This is a genomic window from Halobaculum sp. MBLA0147, assembly GCF_041361345.1.
Classification (GTDB): Archaea; Halobacteriota; Halobacteria; order Halobacteriales; family Haloferacaceae; genus JAHENP01.
In genome coordinates, this window is sequence record NZ_JBGKAD010000001.1 from 1,820,434 (window position 1) to 1,846,395 (window position 25,962).

General features: G+C 70.5%; 23 protein-coding genes. 5 read left to right on the top strand and 18 right to left on the bottom strand.

The annotated features are described in order from the left end of the window. Positions 1–45: 45 nt before the first annotated feature. From RYH80_RS08685 to RYH80_RS08695, 3 genes are all read right to left on the bottom strand, one after another. Positions 46–1,479 (bottom strand): SIR2 family protein, encoded by a 1,434-nt coding sequence (locus RYH80_RS08685; protein ID WP_370903464.1) that lies wholly within the window; start codon positions 1,477–1,479, stop codon positions 46–48. A gap of 482 nt (positions 1,480–1,961) precedes the next feature. Beyond that, complete coding sequence (locus RYH80_RS08690) at positions 1,962–3,005, bottom strand: Brp/Blh family beta-carotene 15,15'-dioxygenase (protein WP_370903465.1); 1,044 nt, start codon at positions 3,003–3,005, stop codon at positions 1,962–1,964. A 54-nt stretch (positions 3,006–3,059) separates the two neighbouring features. Next, positions 3,060–3,785 carry a lycopene cyclase domain-containing protein gene (locus tag RYH80_RS08695; RefSeq protein WP_370903466.1) on the bottom strand — a complete coding sequence of 242 codons (726 nt, stop codon included), beginning with the start codon at positions 3,783–3,785 and terminating at the stop codon, positions 3,060–3,062. 298 nt (positions 3,786–4,083) lie between these two features. Here RYH80_RS08695 and argS point away from each other — a divergent pair, with 298 nt between their 5' ends. Then, entirely contained in the window at positions 4,084–5,865 is a 1,782-nt protein-coding gene (gene argS / locus RYH80_RS08700) for an arginine--tRNA ligase (RefSeq protein WP_370903467.1), read from the top strand. Between the two features lie 31 nt (positions 5,866–5,896). Here argS and RYH80_RS08705 read toward each other — a convergent pair whose 3' ends face one another. The 3 genes from RYH80_RS08705 to RYH80_RS08715 all read right to left on the bottom strand — a co-directional run bounded on the left by RYH80_RS08705 (position 5,897) and on the right by RYH80_RS08715 (position 8,197). Beyond that, positions 5,897–6,043 (bottom strand): hypothetical protein, encoded by a 147-nt coding sequence (locus RYH80_RS08705; protein ID WP_370903468.1) that lies wholly within the window; start codon positions 6,041–6,043, stop codon positions 5,897–5,899. 80 nt (positions 6,044–6,123) lie between these two features. Then, positions 6,124–7,617: a P-loop NTPase gene (locus tag RYH80_RS08710; protein WP_370903469.1), complete on the bottom strand. Its 1,494-nt coding sequence runs from the start codon at positions 7,615–7,617 to the stop codon at positions 6,124–6,126. Positions 7,618–7,765: 148 nt separating this feature from the next. Next, positions 7,766–8,197: a hypothetical protein gene (locus RYH80_RS08715; RefSeq protein WP_370903470.1), complete on the bottom strand. Its 432-nt coding sequence runs from the start codon at positions 8,195–8,197 to the stop codon at positions 7,766–7,768. 171 nt (positions 8,198–8,368) lie between these two features. On the opposite strand from RYH80_RS08715, the gene RYH80_RS08720 reads away from it, so the two are divergent. Continuing rightward, positions 8,369–9,280 (top strand): ParA family protein, encoded by a 912-nt coding sequence (locus RYH80_RS08720; RefSeq protein ID WP_370903471.1) that lies wholly within the window; start codon positions 8,369–8,371, stop codon positions 9,278–9,280. 46 nt (positions 9,281–9,326) lie between these two features. Here the strand turns inward: RYH80_RS08720 and RYH80_RS08725 are convergent, their stop codons facing one another. Next, a complete protein-coding gene (locus RYH80_RS08725) occupies positions 9,327–9,842 on the bottom strand; it encodes a DUF7858 family protein (protein ID WP_370903472.1) in 516 nt (171 codons plus the stop codon). A gap of 166 nt (positions 9,843–10,008) precedes the next feature. On the opposite strand from RYH80_RS08725, the gene RYH80_RS08730 reads away from it, so the two are divergent. After that, a complete protein-coding gene (locus RYH80_RS08730) occupies positions 10,009–10,863 on the top strand; it encodes a transcription initiation factor IIB (RefSeq protein WP_370903473.1) in 855 nt (284 codons plus the stop codon). A gap of 3 nt (positions 10,864–10,866) precedes the next feature. On the opposite strand, the gene RYH80_RS08735 is transcribed toward RYH80_RS08730, so the two are convergent. The 7 genes from RYH80_RS08735 to RYH80_RS08765 form a co-directional block, all read right to left on the bottom strand. Continuing rightward, a complete protein-coding gene (locus RYH80_RS08735; RefSeq protein ID WP_370903474.1) occupies positions 10,867–11,670 on the bottom strand; it encodes a MinD/ParA family ATP-binding protein in 804 nt (267 codons plus the stop codon). Between the two features lie 127 nt (positions 11,671–11,797). Beyond that, on the bottom strand, positions 11,798–12,784 hold the full coding sequence (locus tag RYH80_RS08740) for a DUF7857 domain-containing protein (protein ID WP_370903475.1): 987 nt from the start codon (positions 12,782–12,784) through the stop codon (positions 11,798–11,800). Between the two features lie 104 nt (positions 12,785–12,888). Beyond that, the gene (locus tag RYH80_RS08745) at positions 12,889–14,034 is read right to left on the bottom strand and encodes a DUF7856 family protein (protein ID WP_370903476.1); all 1,146 of its coding nucleotides are present in this window, start codon (positions 14,032–14,034) and stop codon (positions 12,889–12,891) included. Beyond that, positions 14,031–14,369 (bottom strand): DUF7855 family protein, encoded by a 339-nt coding sequence (locus RYH80_RS08750; protein ID WP_370903477.1) that lies wholly within the window; start codon positions 14,367–14,369, stop codon positions 14,031–14,033. Before RYH80_RS08750 ends, RYH80_RS08745 begins: the two co-directional genes overlap by 4 nt. A gap of 94 nt (positions 14,370–14,463) precedes the next feature. Further along, entirely contained in the window at positions 14,464–15,813 is a 1,350-nt protein-coding gene (locus RYH80_RS08755; RefSeq protein WP_370903478.1) for an aminotransferase class III-fold pyridoxal phosphate-dependent enzyme, read from the bottom strand. A gap of 156 nt (positions 15,814–15,969) precedes the next feature. After that, complete coding sequence (locus tag RYH80_RS08760; protein ID WP_370903479.1) at positions 15,970–17,262, bottom strand: MgtC/SapB family protein; 1,293 nt, start codon at positions 17,260–17,262, stop codon at positions 15,970–15,972. Between the two features lie 178 nt (positions 17,263–17,440). After that, positions 17,441–18,832: an NAD(P)/FAD-dependent oxidoreductase gene (locus RYH80_RS08765; protein WP_370903480.1), complete on the bottom strand. Its 1,392-nt coding sequence runs from the start codon at positions 18,830–18,832 to the stop codon at positions 17,441–17,443. A 189-nt stretch (positions 18,833–19,021) separates the two neighbouring features. Between RYH80_RS08765 and RYH80_RS08770 the strand changes: the two genes are divergently transcribed. Beyond that, complete coding sequence (locus RYH80_RS08770) at positions 19,022–19,984, top strand: zinc-dependent metalloprotease (protein ID WP_370903481.1); 963 nt, start codon at positions 19,022–19,024, stop codon at positions 19,982–19,984. A gap of 141 nt (positions 19,985–20,125) precedes the next feature. Here the strand turns inward: RYH80_RS08770 and RYH80_RS08775 are convergent, their stop codons facing one another. Together RYH80_RS08775 and RYH80_RS08780 are read right to left on the bottom strand one after the other, a co-directional pair. Then, complete coding sequence (locus tag RYH80_RS08775; RefSeq protein ID WP_370903482.1) at positions 20,126–21,562, bottom strand: geranylgeranylglyceryl/heptaprenylglyceryl phosphate synthase; 1,437 nt, start codon at positions 21,560–21,562, stop codon at positions 20,126–20,128. Between the two features lie 167 nt (positions 21,563–21,729). Next, positions 21,730–22,158: a hypothetical protein gene (locus RYH80_RS08780; protein WP_370903483.1), complete on the bottom strand. Its 429-nt coding sequence runs from the start codon at positions 22,156–22,158 to the stop codon at positions 21,730–21,732. Between the two features lie 469 nt (positions 22,159–22,627). Here RYH80_RS08780 and RYH80_RS08785 point away from each other — a divergent pair, with 469 nt between their 5' ends. Further along, positions 22,628–23,860: a hypothetical protein gene (locus tag RYH80_RS08785; RefSeq protein WP_370903485.1), complete on the top strand. Its 1,233-nt coding sequence runs from the start codon at positions 22,628–22,630 to the stop codon at positions 23,858–23,860. Between the two features lie 68 nt (positions 23,861–23,928). Here RYH80_RS08785 and hemA read toward each other — a convergent pair whose 3' ends face one another. After that, entirely contained in the window at positions 23,929–25,263 is a 1,335-nt protein-coding gene (gene hemA, locus RYH80_RS08790; RefSeq protein WP_370903486.1) for a glutamyl-tRNA reductase, read from the bottom strand. Beyond that, positions 25,260–25,898 carry a precorrin-2 dehydrogenase/sirohydrochlorin ferrochelatase family protein gene (locus RYH80_RS08795; RefSeq protein ID WP_370903487.1) on the bottom strand — a complete coding sequence of 213 codons (639 nt, stop codon included), beginning with the start codon at positions 25,896–25,898 and terminating at the stop codon, positions 25,260–25,262. The genes hemA and RYH80_RS08795 overlap by 4 nt, the downstream gene beginning before the upstream one ends. Positions 25,899–25,962: the final 64 nt, after the last annotated feature.

Sequence of the window (25,962 nt, forward strand, 5' to 3'; positions counted from 1 at the left end):
CTCGGGCTCGTCAATTCACCAGACGTATCGCCCACACGCCGTCACTCACTGATCTACGCCGTCCTCGTCTTCCTCGTCGTGATCGTCCTCTGCGTCGTCCTCGTCTTCCTCGTCGCGATCGTCCTCTGCGTCGTCCTCGTCTTCCTCGGTCGTATCTCGATCCGTGTGTTCGTGGTCCCACGACGACCACTCGTCTGTAGACTGTACGTCGTCGATGTACTCGTCGATATCGTCAGTCTCGGGGTCCAGAGCGAGGATTCGCTCCAGTGCCGACTTGAAGTTCTTTCGGACCGTCTTGTCTGGCACGTTGTCTGCGAGGTCTAGTAGATTGTAGTGGGAGATCATGTCCTGTACCATGCGGATGGCGATTCCTTCCTGATCGTCTCTGGCTCCGGCGGTCGTGTCCGCGAGGAGGTACTCTGGGAACTCGGTCGGATCTAGCTCTTCGATCCAGTCTTCGATCAGACAGGCACACAGTTTCCCGACGAAGTCCGCTATCTCCTCTCGCGTCGGGTCCTGAATCACCGAACGAGCGACTCTGGTCGGATCCTCGGACTGACCCCCGGACGGAGAGAATCGGTCCGCCGTCTGTCGGGCGATCTCGTCAATGAGGTTGTCGACGCGGTCGTTTGTCCGTTCCTCCATCTCTTCTCGGAGTGGGATCTCTATATCGTCGATTCTGGTGGCGAACTCGAACATCAGTGGGACGAACCCGTCGATCGGGACGACGTGTGAGCGCGTCTCGGCCAACAGTTCTCGTACCTCCTCCGGTAGTTGGTCCACTGGATCTGTCTCGTCGTCGGGACTGTGGACACACCAGAATATCTCGTAGTCCGAGTACTCGTCTGCCTGCCGCAACGCACTCATGATCGACTCGTCTCGACCACTGTACCCGACGACGACGAGTCCACACTCTCTGATCGTGTCTTGCAACAGCCGCTCCATCCCCTTCTCAAGATCAGCAGTCTCGGTCTTGAGATTCTGGAGATTGTCGTACAGGTAGTCGCCGTGGAGTTTCACCACGGCAGGGTCACTTCGCGTCAGTCTGAACGCCGGTGCGACTGCCCCGTGGTTGATGAGCTGTGGCGTCTTCTCGAGATACAGGTAGAACGAGTCGAACAACAGGTCGTCGAAGTTCGTCGTCAACGTCACTGGGACGATGTTCCTGCGTCCGTCGTCGTCACTCATCATCGACGCGAGGATGACGTGACCGGCGGTCGGTTGGGCGTCTTCGACGAGGTCTCGAATGTAGTTTCGCCTCCCACCACGGCTCGGTCTGAACTCTTCGAACCAGAATCCGTACTCGGATTGCTCGGGATCCATGTCCCGTTCCTCGACGCCTGTCGCCCAACGATCGACACTGTCGATGTCGGGGTCAGCTCGCTCGTAGCACTGCTGTTTCCACTCGTCGATCAACTCGCTCGTGGTCGGGACGCCTGCAGGCTCGGGGCGTGACGCACCCGCACCGAGCAGAAACACGTGTTGCCGGTTACTGTTGACTGACTCGACAAGCTGTCCGACATCGATAGGATCTAACCCGTGTTCCTCCGCCACTTTTGACACCAGAGACTAGTCGGTAGAAGACGGATCAAAGTGGTTTTGAAAGTATTCTTGATATTTCTAAGAGGAAATATCAGAACCGACCAACTGTATCACCCTCCCTCTCCTTCGATCTCGACCCGTGTCACGCTCTTCCCTCGGCGGCGCCGTACTCGGCGGGTCCTGCTGTGTACAGATTTCGGAACGGACGCATCCAACAGCTCCGCCCACTCCAGCAGGTGCGACTCTGAGTCCCGACTCATGCTCGCACGGTCTCGGACCATCGTGCTAAGTGTTACCGCCGGCTCCGGTCGCGTGGGAACGCGACGCAACCACGGCACACCAAGCACAGTGGTCGAACGAGAACTTGCTCACGAGATACAAATCTCACTCGCCGGGCACTCGACGGTCGCGCAGAGCAGTCACCACACACCCTGCCGCACGTCCATCCACGTCACGACGGCGACGTGGGGCAGCGTCAGGACGGCGATGCCGACGAGGTACAGCGCCAGCAACCCCTCGAACCCGGTCGCCTGCCGCGGGACGGCGAGGTACAAGCCGGCGACGATCACCAACCCGCCGAGGGTCATCGGCGTCGCGTCGCGTGCCACACGCCGGAGTGCGCCGCCGAGGTCCCCACTCGCCAATCGCTCGCGGGCGCCACCCTCCGCGCCGTCGATCAGCGCCAGACGGGCGAGGTGCCGCGTCGCGTGCCAGAAACAGAAGTAGAGACCGATCCCGACCACGGGCGGGACGGCGAGGAAGTACACCCACAACAGGAGCGTCTCGCCGGCGTCGACGCGCCAGGCCCGCCGGTCGGCACCGAGTCGGACGCGGTACCGCCCCAGCGTCAGCGCCGTCAGCGTCACCAGCGCGAAGCCGACGCCGACACCCCACTGGACGGTCGTGGTGAACAGCCCCGCCAACACGGCGTCCGCGGGGGCGAACAGTCCGACGAGCGCGGCGGCGACGCGCCGGTACTCCGTCGGGTGTGACACGAGCGGGACCAGCATCGGTAACCCGCCGCGGACGACGACGGTCAGCGCCCGCTCGGCGCGCGTCGGGAGGTGTTCCGCCTCCGCGAACGCCAACAGCGCGTACAGGTCGCCCTGCCCCCAGTGGGCCAGCGTGAGGAGGATGAAGAACGCGAACGCCGAGACGGGCGCGAGGAACCACCAGCCGGTGTACAGCCCGCCGAGAACGGCGTACGCGATGCCCACGAGCGCCAGCGACCGCGGCAACGACAGGCGGTCCATCCGGTCGAAGACGAGGTGGTCTAAGGCGCCGTGTGGGAACCCGAAGACGACGACGCTGGCGACGAACGGCGCGTACCGCACCGCCGGCGGCACCTGCGAGGCCACCGGCGCGAACGGCAACACGACGAGCAACGCGAGCCACGAGGCGCGGATCCCCCACCGCCGCAGCGCACCCTCGAGAGCGGCGGGTCGTGGGACGCCTACGGCCATCTTCTCACCACCCGGTCGACACTCACTGGCATACTACCACTGCCCCGTCGGTGTTCACAGCCATCGTTCCATCACCCACTCGAAGAGGACGAGGCCGTACACCACCAGCAGGTTCGTCACGAGGAAGAAGACCGCCTCCTCGATCGGGAGTCCGAGCAGTTTCAGGCCCGTCGAGAACTCCGCGGAGATAGTCCACACCCCGAGGCCGATGGCGAGGCGGTCGATCCCCCACAGGTACAGCGTCGGGACGCCGACGCCGACGACCCACGGCCGCCACGCCCGGAGGAGGTAGGTGCCGCCGACGGCCCACTGGAGCGCGACGATGGGTGCGGCCCACACGAGGATCGCACCGAGGTACGTCCACCGCTGCCCGAGCACGAGCAGCATCACCGCCCCGGCGCCGGCCAACGAGAGCCACGCCAGCGCCCCCACGACGCGAGGTGTCGCCGCGAAGTCGCCCGGCACCGGCGTCGGGTCGAAGTCGACGTGGTAGAGCCACGTCCCCGTCAGCACGGTCTGGAGCACGAAGAAGAGGTACTCCCCGACCGGCGCCGCCCACACCCGGGCCGTGACGACGCCGTCGCCGTACCACCACACCCCCAACTCGATGAGGTAGTTGTCCCACGGAGTCGTGTAGAGGAACGCGACCGTCGCCATCAGGCCGAGCCCGACCCCCGAGAGGAGCCGTCGTCTGGGCGGGAGCGAGGGCCGCCGGGCGAACAACAGCGCCAACGGCGGGAGCACGAACAGGACGTGAAAGAGGAGATACGGGAGGGTCACGCCTCCCGCCCCCCGTCGTGCGGCTGCCCCCGTCCCGCCCGGTACATACACGCGTACGGGGCTGGCGCGGGGAAAAGCGTGGGGGATTCGATCGCGGGACGGCGGCGACCCGTGTGCGTGTCACGGGGTACTGGTCCCACCGCCGCGAGGGTTTCCGACGTGACGAATCACCGCCGCGGGGGTTCCCGACGTGACGAATCACCGCCGCGGGTGTTCCCGACGTGACGAATCTCGCTGGGGTGACACGACGTCACTCGCGTCCGGAACCGACATTACGGGCCTCACCGAACCGGGGCACATGTTCAGACAGTTCCGGGCGGCCGTCGCCGACGCGCTGGAGACGGCGCTGGCCGACGCCGGCTACCCCACCGACGACCTGGGGATCGAGGAGCCGCCGGACGACGTAGACGCCACGCTCGCCTCGAGTGTCGCCTTCCGGCTCGCCGCCGAGGCCGGTGCCCCACCGCCGCAGGTCGCCGCCGAACTCGCCGAGGCGATCGACCCCGAGCCGGTCACCTACCTCGCCCGCGTCGACACGCAGGGGCCGTACCTCAACTTCTACACGGACGGGACGTACCTCACCGACACCGTCGACGCGGCCGCGACCGACGAGACGTTCGGGACGCTGCCGGACCGCGGCGAGTCCGTCGTCGTCGAACACACCTCCGCGAACCCGACCGGTCCGATCCACGTCGGGCGTGCCCGCAACCCCATCGTCGGCGACGCGGTCGCGAACACGCTCTCGTACGCCGGCTACGACGTGGCGCGCCACTACTACGTCAACGACGCCGGTCGCCAGATGGCCGTGTTCACGTGGGCCTACGAGACGTTCGACGAGGGCGACCTCCCGGAGCCGGAGCGGGACGGCGACGACTACGACCTGGTGCGGTACTACCGCGCCGGCAACGCCTACCTCGACCCCGACGACGACTCGTGGGCGTCGACGGCGGCCGAGCGGGAGGCCGCCGAGGCGGAGATCGAGGCGATCATGGAGGGGCTGGAGGCCGGCGACGAGGCGACCTACGAGCGCGTGACCGCGGTCGTCGACACCGTGTTGGGCGGGATGCGCGAGACACTCGACCGCCTCCCGGTGTCGTTCGACGAGTTCGTCAAGGAGACGCGGTTCATGCGCGACGGCTCCGTCGACGACGTGGTCGAGCGTCTCCAGGCGTTAGAGGAGGCGGTGTACGAGGAGGACGCCTGGCAGTTGGACCTGCACGAGCACGGGATCGACAAGAACTTCGTGTTCCTCCGGGAGAACGACACCTCGCTGTACACCACCCGCGACGTGGCCCACCACGAGTGGAAGTTCGACGAGTTCGACCGCGCCGTCACCGTCATCGGCGAGGATCACGAACTCACTTTCCGGCAGCTCGACACGACACTCGAACTGCTCGGCAACGACACCGACCGGCTGGAGCAGGTGTTCTACTCGTGGGTGAACCTCCCGGGCGGCGAGGGGATGAGCACCCGTGAGGGGACCGGCGTCGACCTCGACGACCTCTTGGACGAGGCGGTCGACCGGGCTCGCGCGGAGGTCGAGCGGCGACTCGACGACCGACAGCGCGACGACGAGTTGGACGAGACGGACGTCGAGCGGATCGCCGAGCAGGTCGGCGTCGGCGCGGTGCGGTTCGACGTGGTCGCGAAACAGCCGACGAAGACGATCACCTTCGAGTGGGACCGCGCGCTCGACTTCGAGGCGCAGTCGGCGCCGTACGTCCAGTACGTCCACGCGCGGTGTTGTGGCATCGCCGACGAGGCGCGTGCGGCCGGCGTCGAGCCGGCGACGACGCCGGACCCGGACCTGTTGGACACACCCGAGGAGCGCGCGCTGGTCCGCGAGATCGCGCGCCTCCCGGCGGTGATCGAGGAGGCGGCGGACGAGTTGGAACCCCACCGCGTCGCCTCCTACGTCCGGCGGTTCGCGGAGACGTTCAACGCGTTCTACCGCGAGTGTCCCGTGTTGTCGGCAGACGAGGACCGTGCCGCGGCGCGGCTCGCGCTGGTGCTGGCGGCACGGACGACCGTCGCGAACGCGTTGGACGTGCTCGGCGTCGCCGCTCCCGAGTCGATGTGAGCGGCCACGACGCGGACGAGAACCGACTGCCTCAGACCAGCGGCGGGAGCAGGGCACCCGCCGGGGAGACGAGCGATCCGCCGACCGCGGTGACGACGTAGGCGCCACCGCCGAGGGCCAACAGCAGGAAGACGAGGATCCACCACAGCGGCACCGAACCGTTCTCTGCGTCGCTCATGTCCGGGCAGGGTCGACCCGCGTAAAAGAAGGTCCCGATTCGAGACTCGGGTGGGTCGAGGCAGTGGAGCGCCGCGCGACTCACGAGCGGAACAGCCGTCCGAGGAACCCACCGCCGTCGTCCTCGTCGTCGTCGTCGGCCTCGTCCTCGGAGAACGGGATCGCGTCGCGGTCGATCTCGTACTCGACGGCGTTGCCACGCTCCGTCTCCTCGCGGGAGATGGCGTCTTCGGGCACCGTCTCGCCGAGCACCGTCCGGGCCTCGGCGGCCGCCGGGTCCTCCTCGGGGCTGTCCTCGTCCTCCTCGATGATCACCGCGTCGTCGTCGTACTGCTCGTCGGCACGCGGCTCCGAGCGGTCCGGTGCCGCTCCGGTGTCCGACTCCGTGCGGTCCGGTGTCGTACCGGCGTCTGGCTCCCGCCGATCCGGCGACACAATCGTGCCCGGTTCCTGTCGGTTCGGCGACGCCCCAGTGTTCGCTTCACCTCGATCCGACGACGCCCCGGTGTTCGCTTCACCTCGGTCCGGCGACGCCCCGGTGTTCGGCTCCGAGTGATCGGCTCGTGTGTCGTCCGGCCGGCCAGACGACGCCTCGGACCCACCGGCGACGCCACCCGGAGCACCGCGCGGCACGTCGCCGCGTCCGGGGCCGCCGTCCGTCGCGTCCGTCGGAGTCGGATCGGTCCCGCCTGTCGGGTTCGGGTCGGCCCCCGCCGTCCGACTCGGGTCCGCGGTGTCCGCCTGCGTCCGACCGGTCGTGTCTGTCTGGGTCGACGCACCCCCGCCACCGGCGCTACGCGACTGCCCCGACTCGGTCCGCTCGGCCGTCGCGCCGCTCCCGGTCTCGCCGGCGGGCACGTCCTCGACGCCCGGCGGCGGCGGGACGCGTTCGACGGCGAGCCGCGAGGCGAGTCGTCGGAACGCCAGCGCCACGTCGCCACGCGGGTCGTGGGCCGTGATCGGCTCCCCGGCGGCGCTCCCGGTCGCCAGCGCCCGCGACTCGGGAATCCGTCCGAGGATCGGCGCGTCCACCTCGGGGTCCGTCGTCTCCTCGGTGGCACGGTTGAGCGTGACTCCGGCGACGGTTCCGCCGAGTTGCCGCGTGAGTCGCAGGGACTTCCGCGTCGCCGCCAGCGCGTCGCGGTCCGGCGTCGTCACGAGGAGCACCCCGTCCGCGAGCGACAGCGGGAGCGCACTCTCGTGGGTGAGCCCGGCGCTGGTGTCGACGATCACGTAGTCGATTCCAGAGACGTTCGCGAGCACGTCCGCGAGCCGAGAGGGATCGGCCCGACGGAACGACTCCAGGTCGTCGGCGCCCGGGACGACGTACACCCCGTGCGGCCCCTCGTAGGCCGCCTCCGGCAGCGCCGCCTCTCCAGCGAGCACGTCGTGGACCGTCGGGTCGTCGGGCCCCGGCTCGACGCCCAACGCTGGCCCCAGGTTCGGCGTGCCGATGTCGCCGTCCACCGCCACCACGCTGTGTCCGGCCGCCGCCAGCGTCGCCGCGAGGTTGGCGGCTGTCGTCGTCTTCCCCACCCCGCCTTTGGCGGAGGAGATGGCGTACACGTCCGGCATCGTACGCCAGTCGGTGGCACGCACGTATAAAGGTGAGCCACACGTCGTCACCGCGCGACGGGTCCCGCGTCGACGAGCGGCGGCTCACTGGGAGTCGACGGGCGACAGGCGGCACCTCACGGTGAACACCGAGAGGACGGGCGACGCCTCACGGGGAGTCGACGCGGTACTTCGTGGTCTCGGCGCCGTCGAACCGCGGCCCGGTGCCGACGCGGTCGAAGCCGGCAGCCTCGACGGCCTCGCGGACGGCGTCGTCGCCGTCGACGACGAGGAGCTCGACACCCATCCCCTCGCCGGCCGCGAACCGCATCGGCTCGGAGAGGAGTCGTTCACACGCCTCGACGGTGCCACCGAGTTGGGTGACGTGAACGGTGTCGTCGCGGACGTCGAAGCTCACGAACCCCAACAGGTCGGAGTCGTGTTCGTGATCGGTGTCTGCGTTGGGGTCCGTCGCGGTCTCGTCGCCGGCCGCGACGCGGACCGTCCGGTCGTGGACCGTCCGCCGCATCGCCTCCGCCGGCGCGTCGGCGATGGCGGCGATGGCCTCGGCGTCCGTCTCGACGGCGTCGCGGACCTCCATCGAAGAGACGTACGGCGGTCTCCAACCTAAAACTACGGGTGCGGTGAGTGGGTCGCGAGGCGGCGAGAACCGTCCGGCGCGTCGCCCCGTGCATCCGGGCGGCCGACTGGCCGACCACCACTCGTCGTCCCGGCCGAACCCTTAGGTACGATCGGGTGACCACGCCGTCTCGTGACAGCACTCGTCGCGTTCGTCGGGGCGACCGGCGGCACAGAGACGACACGAGTGGCGATCGAGACGGCGGCGACACTGGCACGTGACGGACGCCGTGTAGTCGTCGTGGACACGAACTACGCGACACAACCGCTAGCGCGGTACGTCACTGGGCGGATCGACACGGACCTGACGGCGGTGTGTGCCGACGGCACCGACACCGCGGCGGCGACGTACGAACTCGCCGGACCACTGTCGTCCGGTGGCGGCGACAGACGGGCGGACACGACGCCCGAACTCGCGGGAGACGACTCCGACGGAGGCCGGTCGGCCGACATCGACGGCGGTCGGCCGGTCGACGCCACGGACTCGGCCGACGAGTGGGACGTACCGGGCTCGGTCGTGGCAGTGCCAGCTCGCGCGCCGTTCGAGCGACTCGTCCGCGCGAAAACGACCGACGCGGCCCGGCGGCTCGGCGCAGTCTGTGCGGACCTGCGCGAGCGAGCCGACCACGTCCTGCTCTCCGTTCCACCGGTCGCGGCCAACCAACACGTCGCGGCGGTCGAGGCGGTGGACCGAGTCGTCGCCGTCGCGCCCGGCACCGACCGCGGCGCCGACGGGCTCCGCCGGCTCCGAGACCGACTGGCGGACCTCGACACCGCCACGGACGCGGTCGCGGCGACCGGGACCGAACGGGACGCAGACGCGACGACGGGTGACGGACTAGCGGCGGCAGACGCGACACTCCCCGACACCGGGCGGCCACCGACTGCGACGCCGGCCGCACTGGGTGACGACGAGTCCGCCGCCGCCACCGTCGCCGCCGTCGAGACACTGCTCGACGTCGACACCGGCGTCACCGTCGACACCGACGGGGCACTCGACGGAGTGCGACGGCGCCTCTCGGCAGTCGGCGGTCGCGGAGAGTGACGAGTCCGCTCGATCACAAAACCCGAAGTGGCCCGACGGGTCGGGGTCACCGGAGGTCGTCCGGCGCACTCACGGCGTCGGCGAGCCGGTCGCGTTTCCTGACACTCTCGTTCCCCTCTGGTGTCCGTGCCGCGGCGACCGCCTCGACCAGTTCCGGGACGGGGTCGTGTGTCTCCGTATAGGCGGCGAGCGCGAACGTCTCCTCGTCCCAGTCGGTCAACGCGAGCGCGTCGTCGCGACCGAGGTCACCGGCCAGCCACTGCTGGACGGCCTCGTACCCCGACGGATCGGACGGTGTGACCGCCGCGACGCCGGATCGGTACAGCAGCTTCGCGGCCGTTATCGAGGCGATCCCGGCCGCCTCGGCCGCCTCGGCCACACTCGCACCGCCGTCGTACGACTCCACGACGGTCGCCGCCGTCGCCGCCGAACACGGCAACGCCTCGGCGGCCGTCGCCAGCCGATCCGACAGCCGCCCGTCCGTCGCGTCGACGGCCGCGACGCCGTGGTCCTCCTGTTCGGTGACGGTCTCGATTCCAGCAGCGATCTCCGACAGTGGCATACGCGTGGTGACGCGCTACCCGATTTAAGATTCGTGTAAACTCTCGTGAACGTCCCGGTCGGACGGAACCACGTACCGGTAACCGGTACGTTCCGGCCGCGCGTCGGCCACCAGACGGCCGCTCGCGACCCCAGTTTAAGTGTACGATCGGGCGCGAGTCTCGCGTATGAGCACGGCCACAGAGGCCTGTCCGGAGTGTGACGCACGACTGACCGCAGCGGGCGACGAGACGGTGTGTAGCGAGTGTGGGCTGGTGGTGCGCGCGGACCGCATCGACCACGGCCCGGAGTGGCGGAGTTTCTCCGACGACGACACGGACCCGCGTCGGACCGGCGCGCCACTCACGCGGTCGCGCCACGACAGGGGACTCTCGACGGAGATCGGTCACAGTCGGACGACGGGGCGCAAACGACGCCAGTGGGCACGGATGCGCCGCCAGCACACGCGAGCACGCATCTCGACGAAACGAGAACGCAACCAGGTGTACGCGTTCACGGAGATCAGACGGATCACCTCCGCGGAGTCGCTGGGCGAGCGCGTCCGCGACCACGCCTGTTCGTTGTTCGAGCAGGCGCAGGAGGCGGACCTGTTGCGCGGACGGTCGCTGGAGGGGTTCGCCGCCGCCGTCGTCTACGCCGCCTGTCGCGTCGCGGGGGTCGCACGCACGCGGTCGGAGTTGGTCGCGACGGCGAAGGCGGACCGCGACGAGCTGGTCGCCGCCTTCGACGCGATGAACCGCGAGTTGGGACTCCCCGTCGGCCCCGTCGACCCCGCAGAGTACGTGCCACGGTTCGTCTCCGAGTTGGACTTGGAGACGGCCGTCGAGCGCCGCGCGAGAGAGTACGTCGACGCGGCTCGCGACGAGAACCTCGTCACGGGGCGCAACCCCGGCGGTGTCGCGGCAGCGTGCGTCTACGCCGCCGCAGCAGACGTGGGCGCCCACTGTACACAGCGCGAGGCAGCCGACGTGGCCGACGTGACGCCGGTGACGATCAGGAACACCTACTCCGAACTCGACTGACAGCTACTCGTTCGCGGTGGTCCAGTGTGTCGGGACTCGCTCGTCGACCGCCTCGTGAGCGTGCCGTGTGCGCTCGACGCGGCCCGCGAGCGACGCGACTGCCTCCGCCGCCGTACTCTCCGGCCGGCGGTCGGTGACTGGCTCGCCGCCCCGCAGTGAGTCGGACAGCGTCGGGGTGCTCGGCACCCGCACGACTGGGACGCCCAACAACTCGCGGACGGTCGCTGGCCCGACGCCGGCGGAGGGCCCTCCGGCGGGCGCACCAGACCCCGGGGCGTCCCCGTCGCCGGTCGACGGCTCCGCGTCACCCGTCGGGACCGATCCGTCGCGACCACGGGCGCCACACAGTGCGGCCGCGACCACCGGCGTGTCGACCTCGTCGGCGAGTGCGCGGACGCGGACGGCTCCGGGCACCGCCCACCGACGAGTGGCGACGACGACCACGCAGGCGTCCGCGACCGCGAGCGGCACCCCGGTGTCGCTCCCGACGCCCGTCGGACAGTCGAGGACGGCGTCGTGGTGGCTCGCGACGGCTCGGATCGCGTCCGCGAGCCGCCCCGTGTCGACGCCGCGAGCACCGGCCAGCGAGCGCCCGCACTGGAGCACCGCCACCGGGCCGCCACGGATCGCCTCCAGCGGCGCCGCGCGTCCGGCCAACACGTCGTGGAGATCCGGCCCGCGGCCGACGGGAAGGTCGGCGACGGCGAGGTCCGCGTCGACCACGACGGCGTCGAGTGCACCCGCCACCTCGTACGCGAGCGTCGAGACGCCGACCCCCCCGTTACCACCGCAGACGGCGAGAATCACCGTCCACCGCCGAGTGTCAACGCGGAGCGTGCGACGACGGTCGATTCGGGACGCGTCGCGACAGTCGACCCGGGACGCGTCACGGCGGCCGGTCCGAGGAGAGTCTCGGGAGCCGGGGCGAGGCGACTCACGCCACTCTCCGGAGGGTGTCGACCGGCACGTCTGCGGCGGCCGCCCGCGTCGCGAGTGCCTCGGCGCGCTCGGCGAGTCGGCGGAGTGCCGCGGCGTCACGCGCGACCGCCTGTTCCAACGTCACCGGGGTGTGGTGGGTGTCCCAGAGTGCGGCCGTCGTCTCGGGGACCGAGTCGCCGGTCCCCTCCGCACGGGCGACCCTGTCCGCCGCCACGTCGAGGTACTCCGCCACGCCAGCGGGGAGGACGCCGTCCGCGAACGGCTCCGTCGCGGTCGGCTCCGGACGACCCGCCGCACCCGAGCTGCTCGCCTCGGTCTCTGCAGTCACCGCGTCCGGAGCGATCCCCGCAGTTCCCTCGGCCGTCGCACTCGGATCGGCCGCGCCGGCCGTCTGGTCGCCGTCGTCGACGGACTGCGCCGGTGTCGGTACCGCGTCCCGTGGCGGCTGCCACCCGTCGAGCGAGCGTCTCGCGGCGGCGACGGTCGCGTCGACGCCGGTGTCGGGTGCGACGACCTCGGGGTCGCCGACGGCCGCGACCGTTGCGGGTGGGTCGGCGAGTGGTCGCTCTCCCACCGGACAGGCGTACCCGACGGCGACCGTCTCGCCCGGACCGACGACCGTGGTGTACGTGTCGTCGTCCCACCCGTGTTCTGGGACGCCGTCCCGTCGTGGCGGGAGTGTCGGACCGTCGAGCCGGTCGACGATCCGGACACCGCGTGGCACGTTCGTCTCGTTCGCGAGCCGACAGGTGACGAGTGCGACCCCGTCGCGGACGGTCGCGTCCGTCTCGAGAGAGACCCTCGGCTCGCGTTCGTCGGACTGGTCGCGTTCACCGGCACCACCGGGCCCGGGGAGTTCGTGGCACTCGTCGCTGCGTGTGCCGCTCGCGGTCCGCGGGGCTCGACCGTCTCCGATCCCGTCGGCCGCCGTCTCCTCGTCGGTACGCTCCCCGCCGAGTGTGTCGCGTCGCTGGTCGGTCACTGGGAGTGTGGTCACCCGATCTGGTATAAGCGTCCGTGCCGTCGACGGGCTGTCCCGCCGGTCGCGGGCGGTCTCCACTGCGTCGTGTCACCGTCGTCTCGTCGTCACCGCTCTGGAACGACCACAGTCGTGTCGACGAGGTCGGCGACCGCCGCCGGATCGAGGTCGTCGACGAGCACCAACAGCGGTTCCTCGACGGTGGCGACGGCCAACGCGGCGAGGTGGACCGCGACGGGGTCCCCCTCGACGGACGGCACCGCACTCCGAGGCGCGGTCGTCGCGGCGACGGCGTCCACGGCGTCTGTGGTGTCCACGGCGTCTGTGGCGTCCACGGCGTCTGTGGCGTCCGCGATGTCTGTGGCGTCCACGGTGTCCACACCAGCGCCGTCGCCACACGCGTGCTCGGTCGTCGAGTCGAGTCCGCCCGCGAGTCGTGCGGGGCCACGACCGGTGCGTGTGGTCACACGCTCCAGCGCCTCGCCGACGAGGGGGACGACGCTGGCGGCCAGCGTGCGACGCGCCTCGCGGGCGCGGTTGCGTCGAGCGTCGTGCCGCGACAGCGACCGCTCGTAGGCGTCGCGCGTCTCGCGAGCCCGGCGCCGTGCGGCGGCGAGACGTTCTCTCGCCGCGAGGTGTGCCGTCTCGGCCTCGGTCAACGACCGCATCGCGGCCTCGAGGTCGTCACCGACCGCCTCCGTGTTCCCGTCCACCTCGCGACACGCCTTGAGTCGCCCGCGCAACTTCGCGACGCGCTCGCGCCGCTCGTCGACGGTCGCGGCCGCCTCCGCCACGGCCTCCCGTGCGGCACGGAGTCCCGACGAGTCCGCCGTCGGCGTCTCGGTACCCTCGTCGCTCGCAGTTCCGGGCACCCCACCACTCCGTGTCTCGGCGACCTCGTCACGCTCCGCTCCGACGACCGCACGCAGCGACTCGTCGGCCGGTGTCGTCACGCCTCGCGTCCGCGCGGCGACGGCCAACAGTCGTACGACCGACGGCGGGTCGGGAGTCACCGTCGCGAACGCCGTCTCGGCGTCGAACGCCGGATCGGAGCGCCACGTCGCGTCCCGCGGGAGTCGTCGCCGTAACGCCGCCGGGTCCGCCGCGACGCGCCGAACGGTCCCGGTCCGGTCGTCACCCCGTCCGTCGTCCGTCCGTTCCCCGGTCCCTCGTCCGGCGTCGGGGCGTCCGTCGTCCGCCCGTCCGCCGTCGCCAGGCCCCGACGGCAGCGGATCGCCACTGCAGCGGCTCACAGCTCTTCCTCCCGCATCGCCGCCTGCGACGGGTGGTCGGTCCCGGCCGCGAACGCGTCGTAGGGTGTGCTCGGCTCCTCGCGCGCCTCGTAGGCCGTCGCGGCCTCTCGAACCGCCGGCCGGAGCGCGCGGAACTCGTTGAACGGCTCCGTGCGCTCGACCTGGACGGCGTCGCCGTGTTTCGCGCGGAGTCGACAGGCGAGAAAGCCCGCGAAGGCCGTCTCGCGGAACAGTGCCGCTCGTCCCAGCCGCCTGCGGACCGTCTCCTCGTGGCTCCGACAGACGTTCCTGAGTGTCGTCCGTGCCGCCGTCGAGTACGTCACGACCAACAACACGGAACCCGGTCGGAGAAGATCGAAAGAAAACGTTTCGAGTCGCGACGAGCCTGTCAACGCAGCTAGACGTAGCCGACTCGGTGAGCAGGTCGACTCACGTCTCGTCGTCGATCGCGTCGATCAGCATCCGCGCGCCGATGTCGATCTCGCGTTCGGTCACGTCCAGCGGCGGCAACACGCGGATCACCGTCGACCCGCACGACAGCGTGAGCAGCCCACGACGCATCGCGGTCTCGTTCACGCGGTTCCGGAGGTCCGCACTCTCGAAGTCGACCGCCAACATCAGTCCCTTCCCACGCACGTCGGTCACGCCGTCCGGGTCGGCGTCGCGCAGCGTCTCCTGGAACTGGCGGCCGCGAGCGACGGCGTTGTCCAGCAGGTCGTACTCGTGGATCGCGCGGAGCGTGAACACGCCCTGCATCGCCGACACCACGTCGCCGGCCCCCCACGTCGAGGAGAGCCGGAGTCGCTCGTCCGGGAACGTGTCCTCGCTGGCGATGGTCGCGCCGACGCGCAGCGCCTTCGCGGAGGTGATCACGTCCGGCTCGTACGGGTAGTGGTTCGAGGCCCACATCTCGCCCGTCCGGCCCACACCGGACTGGATCTCGTCGGCGACGAGGTTGATGTCGTGGTCCTCGGTCAACGCCGCGAGTTCGTCGACGAACGCGTCCGAGGGGAAGCGGTAGCCACCCTCGCCCTGGATCGGCTCGACGATCACGTACGACACCTCGTCGGGGTCGACCCACCCGGTCTTCGGGTCGAGCGCCTCTCGCAACACCGAGGTGTCGCCGCCGTCGGTGAAGAAGCCGCAGGAACACGTCTCCGGCGTACACGTCCGGTCGTCACAGAACGGCGCGTCGTGGATCCCCGAGATCTCCGGGAACTCGCGGCGGTACACCGACTTCGAGCGGTTCAACGACAGTGCGCCGAGTGTCCGGCCGTGGAAGGCGCCGTGGAACGTCACGCCGTACCGGCCGCCGTCCGTGTCGTCGTAGCAGATCTTGATCGCGTTCTCGACCGCCTCGGCGCCGGAGTTCGAGAGGAAGACGGTGTCGAGGCCGTACTGCTCGGTCGTGTCGGTCAACTCCGCCATCAGGTCCGTCGGGCCGGGCAGCTCGGAGTCGCCGGGGGTCGAGCCGTCCGAGAGGTAGAAGTCCTGCCCGGCGATCTTCGAGGGGTCCGGCAGGTCGAACTCGCTCATCGGCTCCGTGATCTTCGGGTTGTTGTACCCGAGCGGCGCGGCGGCGACGTGGGAGGTGAAGTCCAGGAGGACGTTGCCGTCCACGTCCGTGACGAACGGCCCCTCGGCCTCGTCGGTGATGTCCCAGACGAAGTCGTAGACGTAGGTGCTCGTCGCGGCGCGCTCGCGGTGGTACGCCGCCCACTCGCGAGCCCGCTCGCCGGGCATCTCCGTAACCCGTGGTTCGGCACGGTGTCGGTCCATACCACCGGAAGGACAGCCCTCGGGATAAATCCGGTGAGAGCGCTTTCGGCTCGTGCGAGTGTTGCCGGCCACCCCGACGCCGGCGGCGGCTCCGCGACGAGCGGGCGACGCGAGGAGCCGACGGCCGGTCGTCGCGACGACGCGAGCCGTCCCCGGTCACACCACCGCGGCGACCGCGCCGACGGCGGCGACGAACAGCGTCGCCACGCTGTAGACGGCGACACCCCGGGAGAATCGACTCGGACCGGCGGTCGCGAGCCCCGCCTTCACGACGACACTCGCGCCGGTCGCGAGCAACACGGCGGTGACGGCCGTCTCGCCGGCGACCGCACCACTGCGGTAGAGGAGGACCACCGACGTGGTCGCACCGGCGGAGGTGACCAGCCCGGACAGTGCCGCCGAGGCGTACAGTCCCGCCGTCCCGAACAGCGTCCGTGCGAGTTCGGTCGCGGCGAGGACCACCAGGAACGCGCCGCCGAACGCGACCGCGTTCCGGATGGAGAACGGCGAGGAGAGTTCGACGGACAGCGGTTCGCTCCAGTCCGCGGTCCACAGCGCCACCGCGGCGGCTCCGAGGACGAGCGCCCCCAACGGGAGCACCGCGCCGACCAACGGTGGGCGCTCGGCGGCGACGGTGAACGCGAGCACGACGCCGAGGTTCCGCAGCGCCATCGCGGCGTCGGCCAACAGCACGCCCGCCACCGCGACCGGCGTCAACGCCTCGCGGTCTCGGACGTGGTCCAACATCGTCCCGACGACGGCCGTCGAAGAGACCAACCCGCCGAGGAACCCCGTCACCGCCACACCGCGGCCGTCGTACCGCTGGATCAACACGTAGTTCAGCCCGCCGATCCCGGCGACGGTGACGACCATCAGCCACGCCACGCGCGGCTCGATGGGGACGCCGTACACCGTCTGGCGACCCGCGGGCAGCAACGGGTAGACGACGAACGCGAGGACCGCGAACTCCGTCGTCGAGCGCAACTCCGCCCGCGAGAGTTCCCCCGCGAACGAGTGGAGCTCCCGCTTCAACAGGAGCAGTCCCGAGGAGACGACCGCGACGGTGACCCCCTCCAGCGTGTACTCGGCGGCGACGAGCACGCCCACGCCGTAGGCGACCAGCAGCGACGCCCCGGTCGTCAGCGACAGCGAGTCGCGGTCGGCAGAGGGGATCAACCCTCGGACGGCGAGCAACACCCCCTGGACGACGACGAAGCCGGCGCCGACCGCGACGAGCACGTTCCCGACCGCGGTCTCCGTCGCGACCAGCGTGAACACCGCCCCGACCAGCGCGACCAACGAGAACGTCCTGATCCCCGCCGACCGGCGCGACCACTCCCGCTCCAACCCGAGGAACAACCCCAACGCCGCCGCCAACACCAACCGCACCGCCGGCACCGACAGCGGTGCGTCGACGAGCGTCGTGCTCTGTGCCACTACCGACTGCATAGGACCCAATAGTGGTATATAGAGATACAAAAATCTGTCTCACTCGGTCGAGGACGACGGCGCTGGAGCCGTAGACGGCCGATCTGTTCGTCCGTGTGAGGCGACCGCGTCACACACGGCGGTCTCGTCGTGTACCGAAATCACGTCACGTGCCGGACGAGAGACTGGGAGCGCCCGGCTAGTACACGTACTCGTCTTCGCGCAGTTGGACGTAGGCGCCGTCGCGGAGCGTCCACTTGCGGTACTTGTACCCCAAGAACAGCTTGGCGGCGCTCAGTCCGCCGGTGAGTTTCCGTTCGAAGAGGTCGTAGCCGTCCTCGCCGCCGTCGGCGAGCATCTTCTGGGCCGTCCGGAAGTCGCGGTCCCAGTCGTCTGGCCCGTAGTCGCGGACCATCTCCGCCATCGTCACGCTGCGGCGCACCTCCTCGCCGATGGCCGCCTGCCAGCGGTCGTTGTACGCCGTCAGCTCCCCCTCGGCGGCCAGTTCTCCGGCGATCGCGCCGGTACGGACGGCGGTGTGGTCGCCGCCCTCGTGGAACGCCGAGGTCGACCCCATCGCGCCGCCGGCGACGGCGACGCCCGCCTCGACCGGTGACTCGATGGGTCGCGTCGAGGAGATCGGGTACGTCTCCGTCCCGCCGGACTTCCCGGCGTCCTCGACGACGGGGAAGTCGGACTCCACGTCGTACTCGTCGCCGTACTCCCGTTCGAGCAGTCGCCTGACGTACTCCCCGCCGCTGGGGACGCGCTCGTCGTCCGACTCCAACAGGGCGTACGCCTCGCGGTCCTCCACCGTGTCCAGATCCAGCCCGATCGGCATCGTCAACCCGACGCGACAGACGCGGTCGCGGTTCGGGAACACCCACGGGTACGCGGTGTGCCCGGGCATCACGCCCCACCAGAACCGGATCGCGCCGGCCACGTCCTCGTAGGCCTCCTCGGGGAAGCGTCGGTACTCCTGGTAGGCGATGTGGTTCGTGCGCGTGGAGGCGAGGCGTTCGCTGGCGGACTCGCCGTCGGGGAGGTACGCGTCCAACACGCCGTTCGTGACGGTGCGTTGTGGCCCGTCCGCGAGGATCAGGGACTCCGCGCCGACCTCCTCGCCGCCGCCGACGTGGAGCACGTGGCGGGGCCCGTCCCCGGCCGAGAGGTCCGTGTCGACCGCCTTCACCGACGCGCCCGTCCGGTAGCGTGCGCCGGCGTCCTCGGCGCGACTCCGGAGGAAGTCGTCGAACCGGGCGCGGTGCATCGTGTACCCGAAGTGGTCGTACGACGACTCGATCCCGGTGCCGTACATCGTCACCGACTCCGTCGGGCCGACGAACTCCGCCCGGTCCAGCGTCGTCTCCACCACCCCGTCGGGGAACTCGTCGGGGTGGATCCCCATGATGTCGACCCAGTAGTCGAGGATGCCCGCGGCGTCCGTCGAGTCCGGGCCGAGTTCCGTCCGATCCGCCCGCGGGACCCCCTTCTCCAACACCAGGGCGTCGGCCCCACGGCGTGCGGCCTCGTAGGCGGCCGACGAGCCGGCCGGCCCACCGCCGACGACCGCGACGTCCACTCGGTCCATGCTTCACACGCGCCGTGTGTCGGTATTAAACGTCCCGGAGTGTCCCGCACCCGCGACGGTCGAAGATACCGTCGCACCGTCCGCGATACCCACGACGCTCCCGCCGCACACCCACGAGGGCGCAGACACGCCTCGTCCACTCGCGAGACCGCGCACAAGACGTATCACCGTTCACGCCCCAGCGTAGCTATGAGCACGGATCTGGCCCGGAGTGTACGGGCGGTCGCGGACGCCGCCGGCGCCGAGAGCGGCGTCGTCGACTGGGACGGGGTCGCGGAGGCGGCGAAGGGAGCGACCGACGCCGGGGCGTTCACCCTCTCGGAGGCGGAGCGGGCCGCGTTCGCGGAGGACGTGCGTGCCGCTCGCACCGGGCTGCGCGAGACCAGCGGGGTCGCGTTCCCGCTGCCGGACCGGATCGAGGTCCAGAACCGCCACCACTGGATCGACGCCAACGTCGAGACGTTCGCCCGGCTGATGGCGCCGCTCGACGACCAGACCGGCGGGTTCCTCCCCGGCGTCGCCCGGTCGGTGAACACCGGGACGATGGCGGTGACGCTCGCGTTCCTCGCGCGCAACGTCCTCGGCCAGTACGACCCACTGCTGATGGCCGACGACGACGACCACGGGCTGTACTTCGTCCGTCCGAACGTCCGCCGGGTGGCCGCGGAGTTGGACGTGGAGTACCCGCGGTTCAGGCGCTGGATCGCGTTCCACGAGGTGGCCCACGCGGCCGAGTTCGGCGCCGCGCCGTGGCTCTCGGAGTACCTGGAGACGCGGATGGAACGCGGCGTCGCCGCCCTCGCGGAGGGCGCCTTCGAACGCGAGGCGTTCGCGGAGTTGAACACCGCGATGACGGCTGTCGAGGGGTACGCGGAGCTGCTGATGGACGAGGCGTTCGACGCGGAGTACGCCGACCTGCGACGGAAACTCGACGAGCGGCGCGGCGGCGGCGACCCGCTGACGCGCCTGTTGCGGCGGGTGTTGGGGCTCGGGATGAAACGGCGCCAGTACGAGCGCGGCGCGGCGTTCTTCGCGGCGGTCGCCGAGGCGCGCGGGATCGAGACCGCCTCGCTGGTGTGGGAGCGTGCCGAACACCTCCCGACCGACGAGGAACTCGACGACCCGGACGCCTGGCTCGCACGCGTCGCCTGACGCCGGCCGAGTCGTCGCCGCGTCCGGTCCCACTCCGTCACCCGAGCGTCGAGCCACCACTGCACCCGGTCGTACTCCGTCACCCGAGCACCGACTCTCGCTAACTCGCCGTGAGCTGCCGCCCCGCCGTCGAGCGGCCGCTCACTGTCGCGGCGGCACTGCCTCGTCGTCGGATCGCTCGGCGGGGAACGGAGACCGAGCGGCCGTGACCCCGAGCGAGGCGGCCAGTGCCGTCGCTCGCTCCGTCGGGTCCGCGGCGACGCGAGCGATCGACGCCGGCTCCGCCGACTCGTCCGTCGTCTCGTCACCGGACGATGCCTCGTGGTCGGCGGCGGTCGCGACCGCCGTCCGGAGCGTCTCGGCGAACGCCTCGCCGCCCGCGGCGAACACGCCGTCGTACGCGCCGGTCGTCCACGGGGGCTGGACCCCGTCGGTCCGGTCGTCGGCGTCGGCCGCCGCCCGGTCGCTCGCCAGCCAGAGCCAGGTCGCGACCGTCGCGGTGAGGTACCGCCGGGCGAGCCCCACGTGGTCGTCGACCGTCGGCTGCGTCGAGAGGTACCCCGCCGCCGCCGTCTCTGCGAGATCGACCGCGTCGTCGAGCCACGCCGCGATCGTCGCCGGCTCGGCGTCGGCCGCCGAGAGGTTCGCGGGCGTCGTCACCCCGCGGTCGGCGAGGTAGCGCGCGACCAACTCCGCCTCCTCGTCGGCCACGTCGTGGAACGCGTCGCCGACGACGACGGCGTCGGCGCCGGCCGACAACACCGCGTCGGCGGCCGCCGCCGACCGCACGCCCCCGCCGTACCACACGCGAGCCCACTGTGTCGCCTCCTGGAGTGCCGCGAGCGTCTCCGTCGCCGCCTCGTCGCCGAACGTCCCGGAGTACTCCAGGTAGACGATCTCGCTGCCGAGGCGGTGTTCCGCCGCCAGCGCCCGCTCGCGGGCGGCCGCCGGAGAGAGCACGTCCTCGGGCGCGACGTTCGCCTCGCGTGCCGCCGCACTGTCGGGGTTCTGGACGACGTACGCCTCCGAGACCGCACGCGTCACCAGCCACGAGACGAGCACGTCCGCCAGCGGGTCGCCGACGGTCGACGCCGCCCACCGTCGGAGCCGCGCGGGTGCGAGTCGTCGCGCCCACGACGGCACCGCATCGCGGAGCACGCCGGGGACTATCTCGTCGTGGAGGCCGGCGACACCCTCGCCGAGGGTCCCGACGAGCGACTCGTCGGAGCCGTTCAACACCTCGGGGAGCGCGAGCAGTCGCGCCGCCGAGCGCGTCTCGGGGGTGATGTGCTCGGCGGCGCTGGGTTCGAGGATCGCCGGTGTGTCGGCGGGGTCGAGCGCCGCGAACGTCGCGGCGGTGTCGGCCGCGGTGACGCCGCGCGAACCGCCGACGCTGACGGCGTCCGTCGCCGCGAGGTAGGCTGGGAAGAGGAGTGGCAGCCGCTTGTCCGGTTCGGGGTCGACCTTCGTGACGTGTGTCCAGTCGGCCGGCACCGGATTCGTCGCGTCGCCGAACAACTGTCGGCCGACGACCCCGGCGGCCTCGACGGCCGTGTACAGTGACCGGCGGAGAGACATACACGCACCGACTCGGGCCGCGTACTTATGCGGCCCGGAGCGGTCGCGTCGGCCCGTGTCGACAGTTCACGGCGGAACGACACGGAGAACGGGTCAGTTTCGTGGCGAAACAGCGAGTGGGTCGACGGCTTCGTTCGCACGCGAGGGTCGGTCGAATCGGTCACGGCTCAGAAGCTGTAGGCCACGTCGTAGTCGTGTTCCAGTGCGAACTCGATCATGTGCCGACACACGGAGACGGTCTTGTCGAGACCCTCGTCCAACTCGTCGGCGGCGGCCAGCGACGCACGAGCGTCTTCGAGCCACGCCGAGAGCGCTTCCATCCCCTCGCGGTCGGTGAATCGGTGGCCGTTCTCGGTGTGCTCGTCGAGCATCTCCCGTAACCCGGGGGGTGCGGCGGCGACGATGTCGTTGTTGATGCCGTGATAGATCAAGAACAGGTCCGACTCGCCCAAGGTGCGCACGAAGTTTCGGTACGGTGTGTAGTCGTCGAGCGAGTCGTGGTACTGTGACCGCTCCACGTGGAACTGGTAGAACCGTCTCCCAGTCTCCACCGTTCGGTCCGCTTCTGGAATCTTGAGTGAGAGTCCAGATCCCATCGTCAGCCTCACCGTGTGGTGTCTCGCACTGATCGATCGTATGGTCGTCGAATCGGCGGTGTTCGGATAAGGGTGAGTAGCGGGACGAGGCTACTACTCGAGAAGCCCCGCTCCAGTCCCACCCGGATCCGTCCTGCACAGCGCCTCACCCTCCCCAGCCTCGTCACTTGTGCCCGGCTCCGCCGGTGCCGGGCGGTGCAACCGCCCGGCACGTAGCGAGACCTTCGGTCTCGCCACAGTTACAGCGAGGCGCGGCTCCGCCGCGCCTCGCATGCTCCGCTCGCTCCTCCTACGTCAGAGCACGCTCTGACGAGGTCTCACTCACTCCGTTCGCGAGACCCTCGCGTGTTTCTCGCGCGCCACCCGCAACAGCCAGCTTATCTGAACACCGCCCGCCATCCAACGACAAGACTCAATACGCGAGTGGCGGAAATCACGGCGAGACGGGCCGATCGGCCCACCACCGACAATGTCGGACGCGACACGACGACCGACCACCGAGGGATCGCCACGCCTCCGGCGGCGCGTCGCCGGCAGCGCCGCGGCGACGGAGCCGCTGCCGACTGCCGTCCGGGCGGTGCTCGGCTACTACGCCGACACCGGCGACCTGGCGGTCGACTCGCTGGAGTTGAAACGCCACGTCGACACGTTCCTCGACCGCGTGTTGCAGGAGGCGTTCGACCCAGTCGAGGCCGCCCTCGCCGAGGCGTTCGAGGTGCCCCGCGCGGACGTGGCGTTCGCCTACGACACCAAGCTCACGCTCCCCGCGGAGCTCACGCTCAGCCACCTGTTCGGTCGGGTGCGCGCGGAGACGACGCCGCGACTCCATCCACTCACCGGCCGTCTCGACTTCGGCCCGCTCGGGCTCCTCCGCGGACTCCGCGGCGACGACGGCGTCACCCGCGCGGCGTTGGTCGACGCCCGCGAGCGGCTGTCGACGATCCGCGAGGTGACACGCCTCGTCGTCGTCGCACTCCTGGACGGGGACATGCGCGACGCCATCAACGACGAGGAGTACGGCGACTTCGATGTCGGCTTCGCGGTCGACGACGCCGAGCGCGCCCGCGTCGCCGAGGTCGCACAGACGACACTGGAACGCCGCGTCGAGGAGTTGTTCGAGCAGTTCCCCGACGCCGTCCGCGAGCGGTACGACGAGGCGGTCGCGCGCTCTGAGGCTCACCAGAACCGAGACCCGTACTTCCGCGAGTTGATGGAGCGAGCCGAGGCCGGCGACGAGGCAGCGCTGACCGCCGTCGCCGAGGAGTACCGCGACGCGACGTTCGAGGACCCGCCGGAGTTGTTCGACGAGACGGAGTTGGAGTTCCCGTACCTACGCACCCAGTACGGACGCGTCGGCGTCATCTACCACGGGATGATCGAGATGTACCGCGCGGCCGGGATCGAGATCGAGCCCGCCTTCGAGCGGTCGATCGTCTTCGCCATCGTCGGCGCACAGATCTGGCTCGACGACGTGGACGACTACCACGCCGACGCCGCGGAGGGACAACTCACCCCCGTCACCGCCGAGTACCTGTTGGCCGACGACGAGGCGGCCGCCGTCGAACGCGTCGTCGCGATCACCGACCGCTACCTCGACGCCGCGAAGGCGTACGCCGCCGCCACCGACTCCGGCCTCGCCGGGATCGGCGCCGACTACATCCGCCGGTCCGGTTCCACCGCCCCGCTGCCCGGCGGCGAGTGAGCCGTCGGCTGGAGGGGACTACGTCTGGAGAGAGTTCGTGACGACGTAGTCGAGTCGCCGTCACCGCGTCAGTCTCCGTCGGGCCCGAACGGGAGGTCGTCGGGCATCTCGGCGTCGGCCGGGACCCCGTCCGGCGGTCCGGCGGGCACGTCCTCGGGCGATATCTCGTCGAACTCGGGGTCGAACAACTGCATCGCGGTGTGGATCGTGTTCCAGTCGTCCTCGGCAGCCGCCTCGCGGAGACTCTTCGTCGGGGCCGCCAGCAACTGCCCGACGAGGGCGTCGGCCAACGACGCGACCGTCTCGCGCTGCTCGTCCGTCAACTCGCCTTGCGCCTCGAGTTTCGTCAGCGCCTCGTCCAACTCGCGGCGTTTCGTCCGCTCGGCGGCCTCGTACATCGCCGAGACGGCGTCGTCCGCACGGTCGCGCTTGAACCGGTCGAGCAGGCGGTCGAACTCCTCGTCGATCAGTGCCTCCACCTCGCGGACCTCCGACTGCCGCCGGTCGCGCGCCGCCGCGGTCACCGCCTCCAGGTCGTCGATGTCGCGGAGGTCGACGGTCGTCTCCGCGGCCGGCGCCACGTCGCGTGGCTGCGCGAGGTCGATACACAGCGCCACGTCGCGGTGAGAGAAGTCCGCCGCCTCGAGGACGTGGTCGTCCGCGTTCGTCGCTGTCACGACGATCTCGGCTCGTTCCAGGGCTCGCCCGGTCGCCGACAACGGCAGCGCCTCCGCCGACGCGTCGAGTTCGGCGGCGACGTGTTCGGCCGTCGACAGCGTCCGGTTGGCGACGAGCACCTCGTCGACGGCCGTGGCCGCCAGCGACCGCGCGACGAGCGTCCCCATCTCGCCGGCCCCGACGACCAACGCCGTCTCGCCGGCGACGCCGACCGCCTCGTCGGCCAACTCGACGGCCGCCGACCCGAGCGACACCGTCCCCTCGTTGATCGCCGTCTCCGTCCGTGCGCGCTCGCCGACGTGGATCGCCTTCGTCACCACGTCGTCCAGCCGGTCGCCCATCGCTCCGGCCTCTCGGGCCTCGTCGGCGGCGTCGCGCACCTGGCCGATGATCTGGTCCTCGCCGACGACGAGCGACTCCAGCCCGCTGGCGACGCGCATCAGGTGGCGGATGCTCTCCTCGTGGTCCAACCGCCGGATCGCGCCGTCCGGCACCGTCGGGGCGAACCCCGACAGCGCCGTCCGCAGCGCCGCGGCGTCCTCACCGGCGACGTACGCCTCCGAGCGGTTACACGTCGAGAGCGCGAACGCCTCCTCGACACCCGGTGCTCGCGACAGTCGTGCGACCGTCTCGGCGGCCGTGTCCGCCCCGGCCGCCTCGATCTGGTCGACGGTCGCGCGACCGTGGGCGACGCTGACGCCGCCGATCACTCCCGAGGTGTTCATCCTGTGACCTCCTCCACGATCCGTCTCGCCTCGCCGCGAGCCTTCGCGGGTTCCGTACGTAAAGCCTTCCAAACGTCCGGGGATTCCAAGATCCTGGTAATCGCACGTCTCCGCGTCTCTGGGTCCGGTTCGTCGGCTTTCAGCTCCTCGCGAACCGTCCCCAGTACCGTCGCCATCTCCCCAGCACCCGCGATCTCGTCGTCGAGCCGCTCGCGGAGGTACCGCGACAGCGCCGGGGCGGTGCCGCCGGTCGCCAGCGCCACCACCACCGGGTCGTCGCGGATCGTCGCCGGAACGACGACGCTGCCGGGGTCGCGTTCTCCCGAGTGGTCCGCGCGGTTCACCAGGGCGCCGTGCTCGCGAGCGGCTGTCTCGGCGGCTTCGTTGACCGTCTCGTCGTCCGTCGCCGCGACGACCAGCGCCGGGTCGACGCGGTCGACCCACGCCGCGAGGTCATCGGGGTCGGGTGCCGCCCGGATCAGGTTCGCGCCGGCGAAGTCGTCGTCCGCGAACGCGGGGCTGACGACGACCGTCTCCGCCTCGCGGGCGAAGGTGCGGGCCTTCCGTGCCCCGACGGCACCGCCGCCGACGATCAGCACGCGCTCGCCGTCGAAGTCGTGGAGCAGTGGGATCACGGCTCTCAGTTCGTCGTCTCCGCGGCGTGGTCGTCGCGCTCACTCGTCTCGTCGTCGTCGTCCG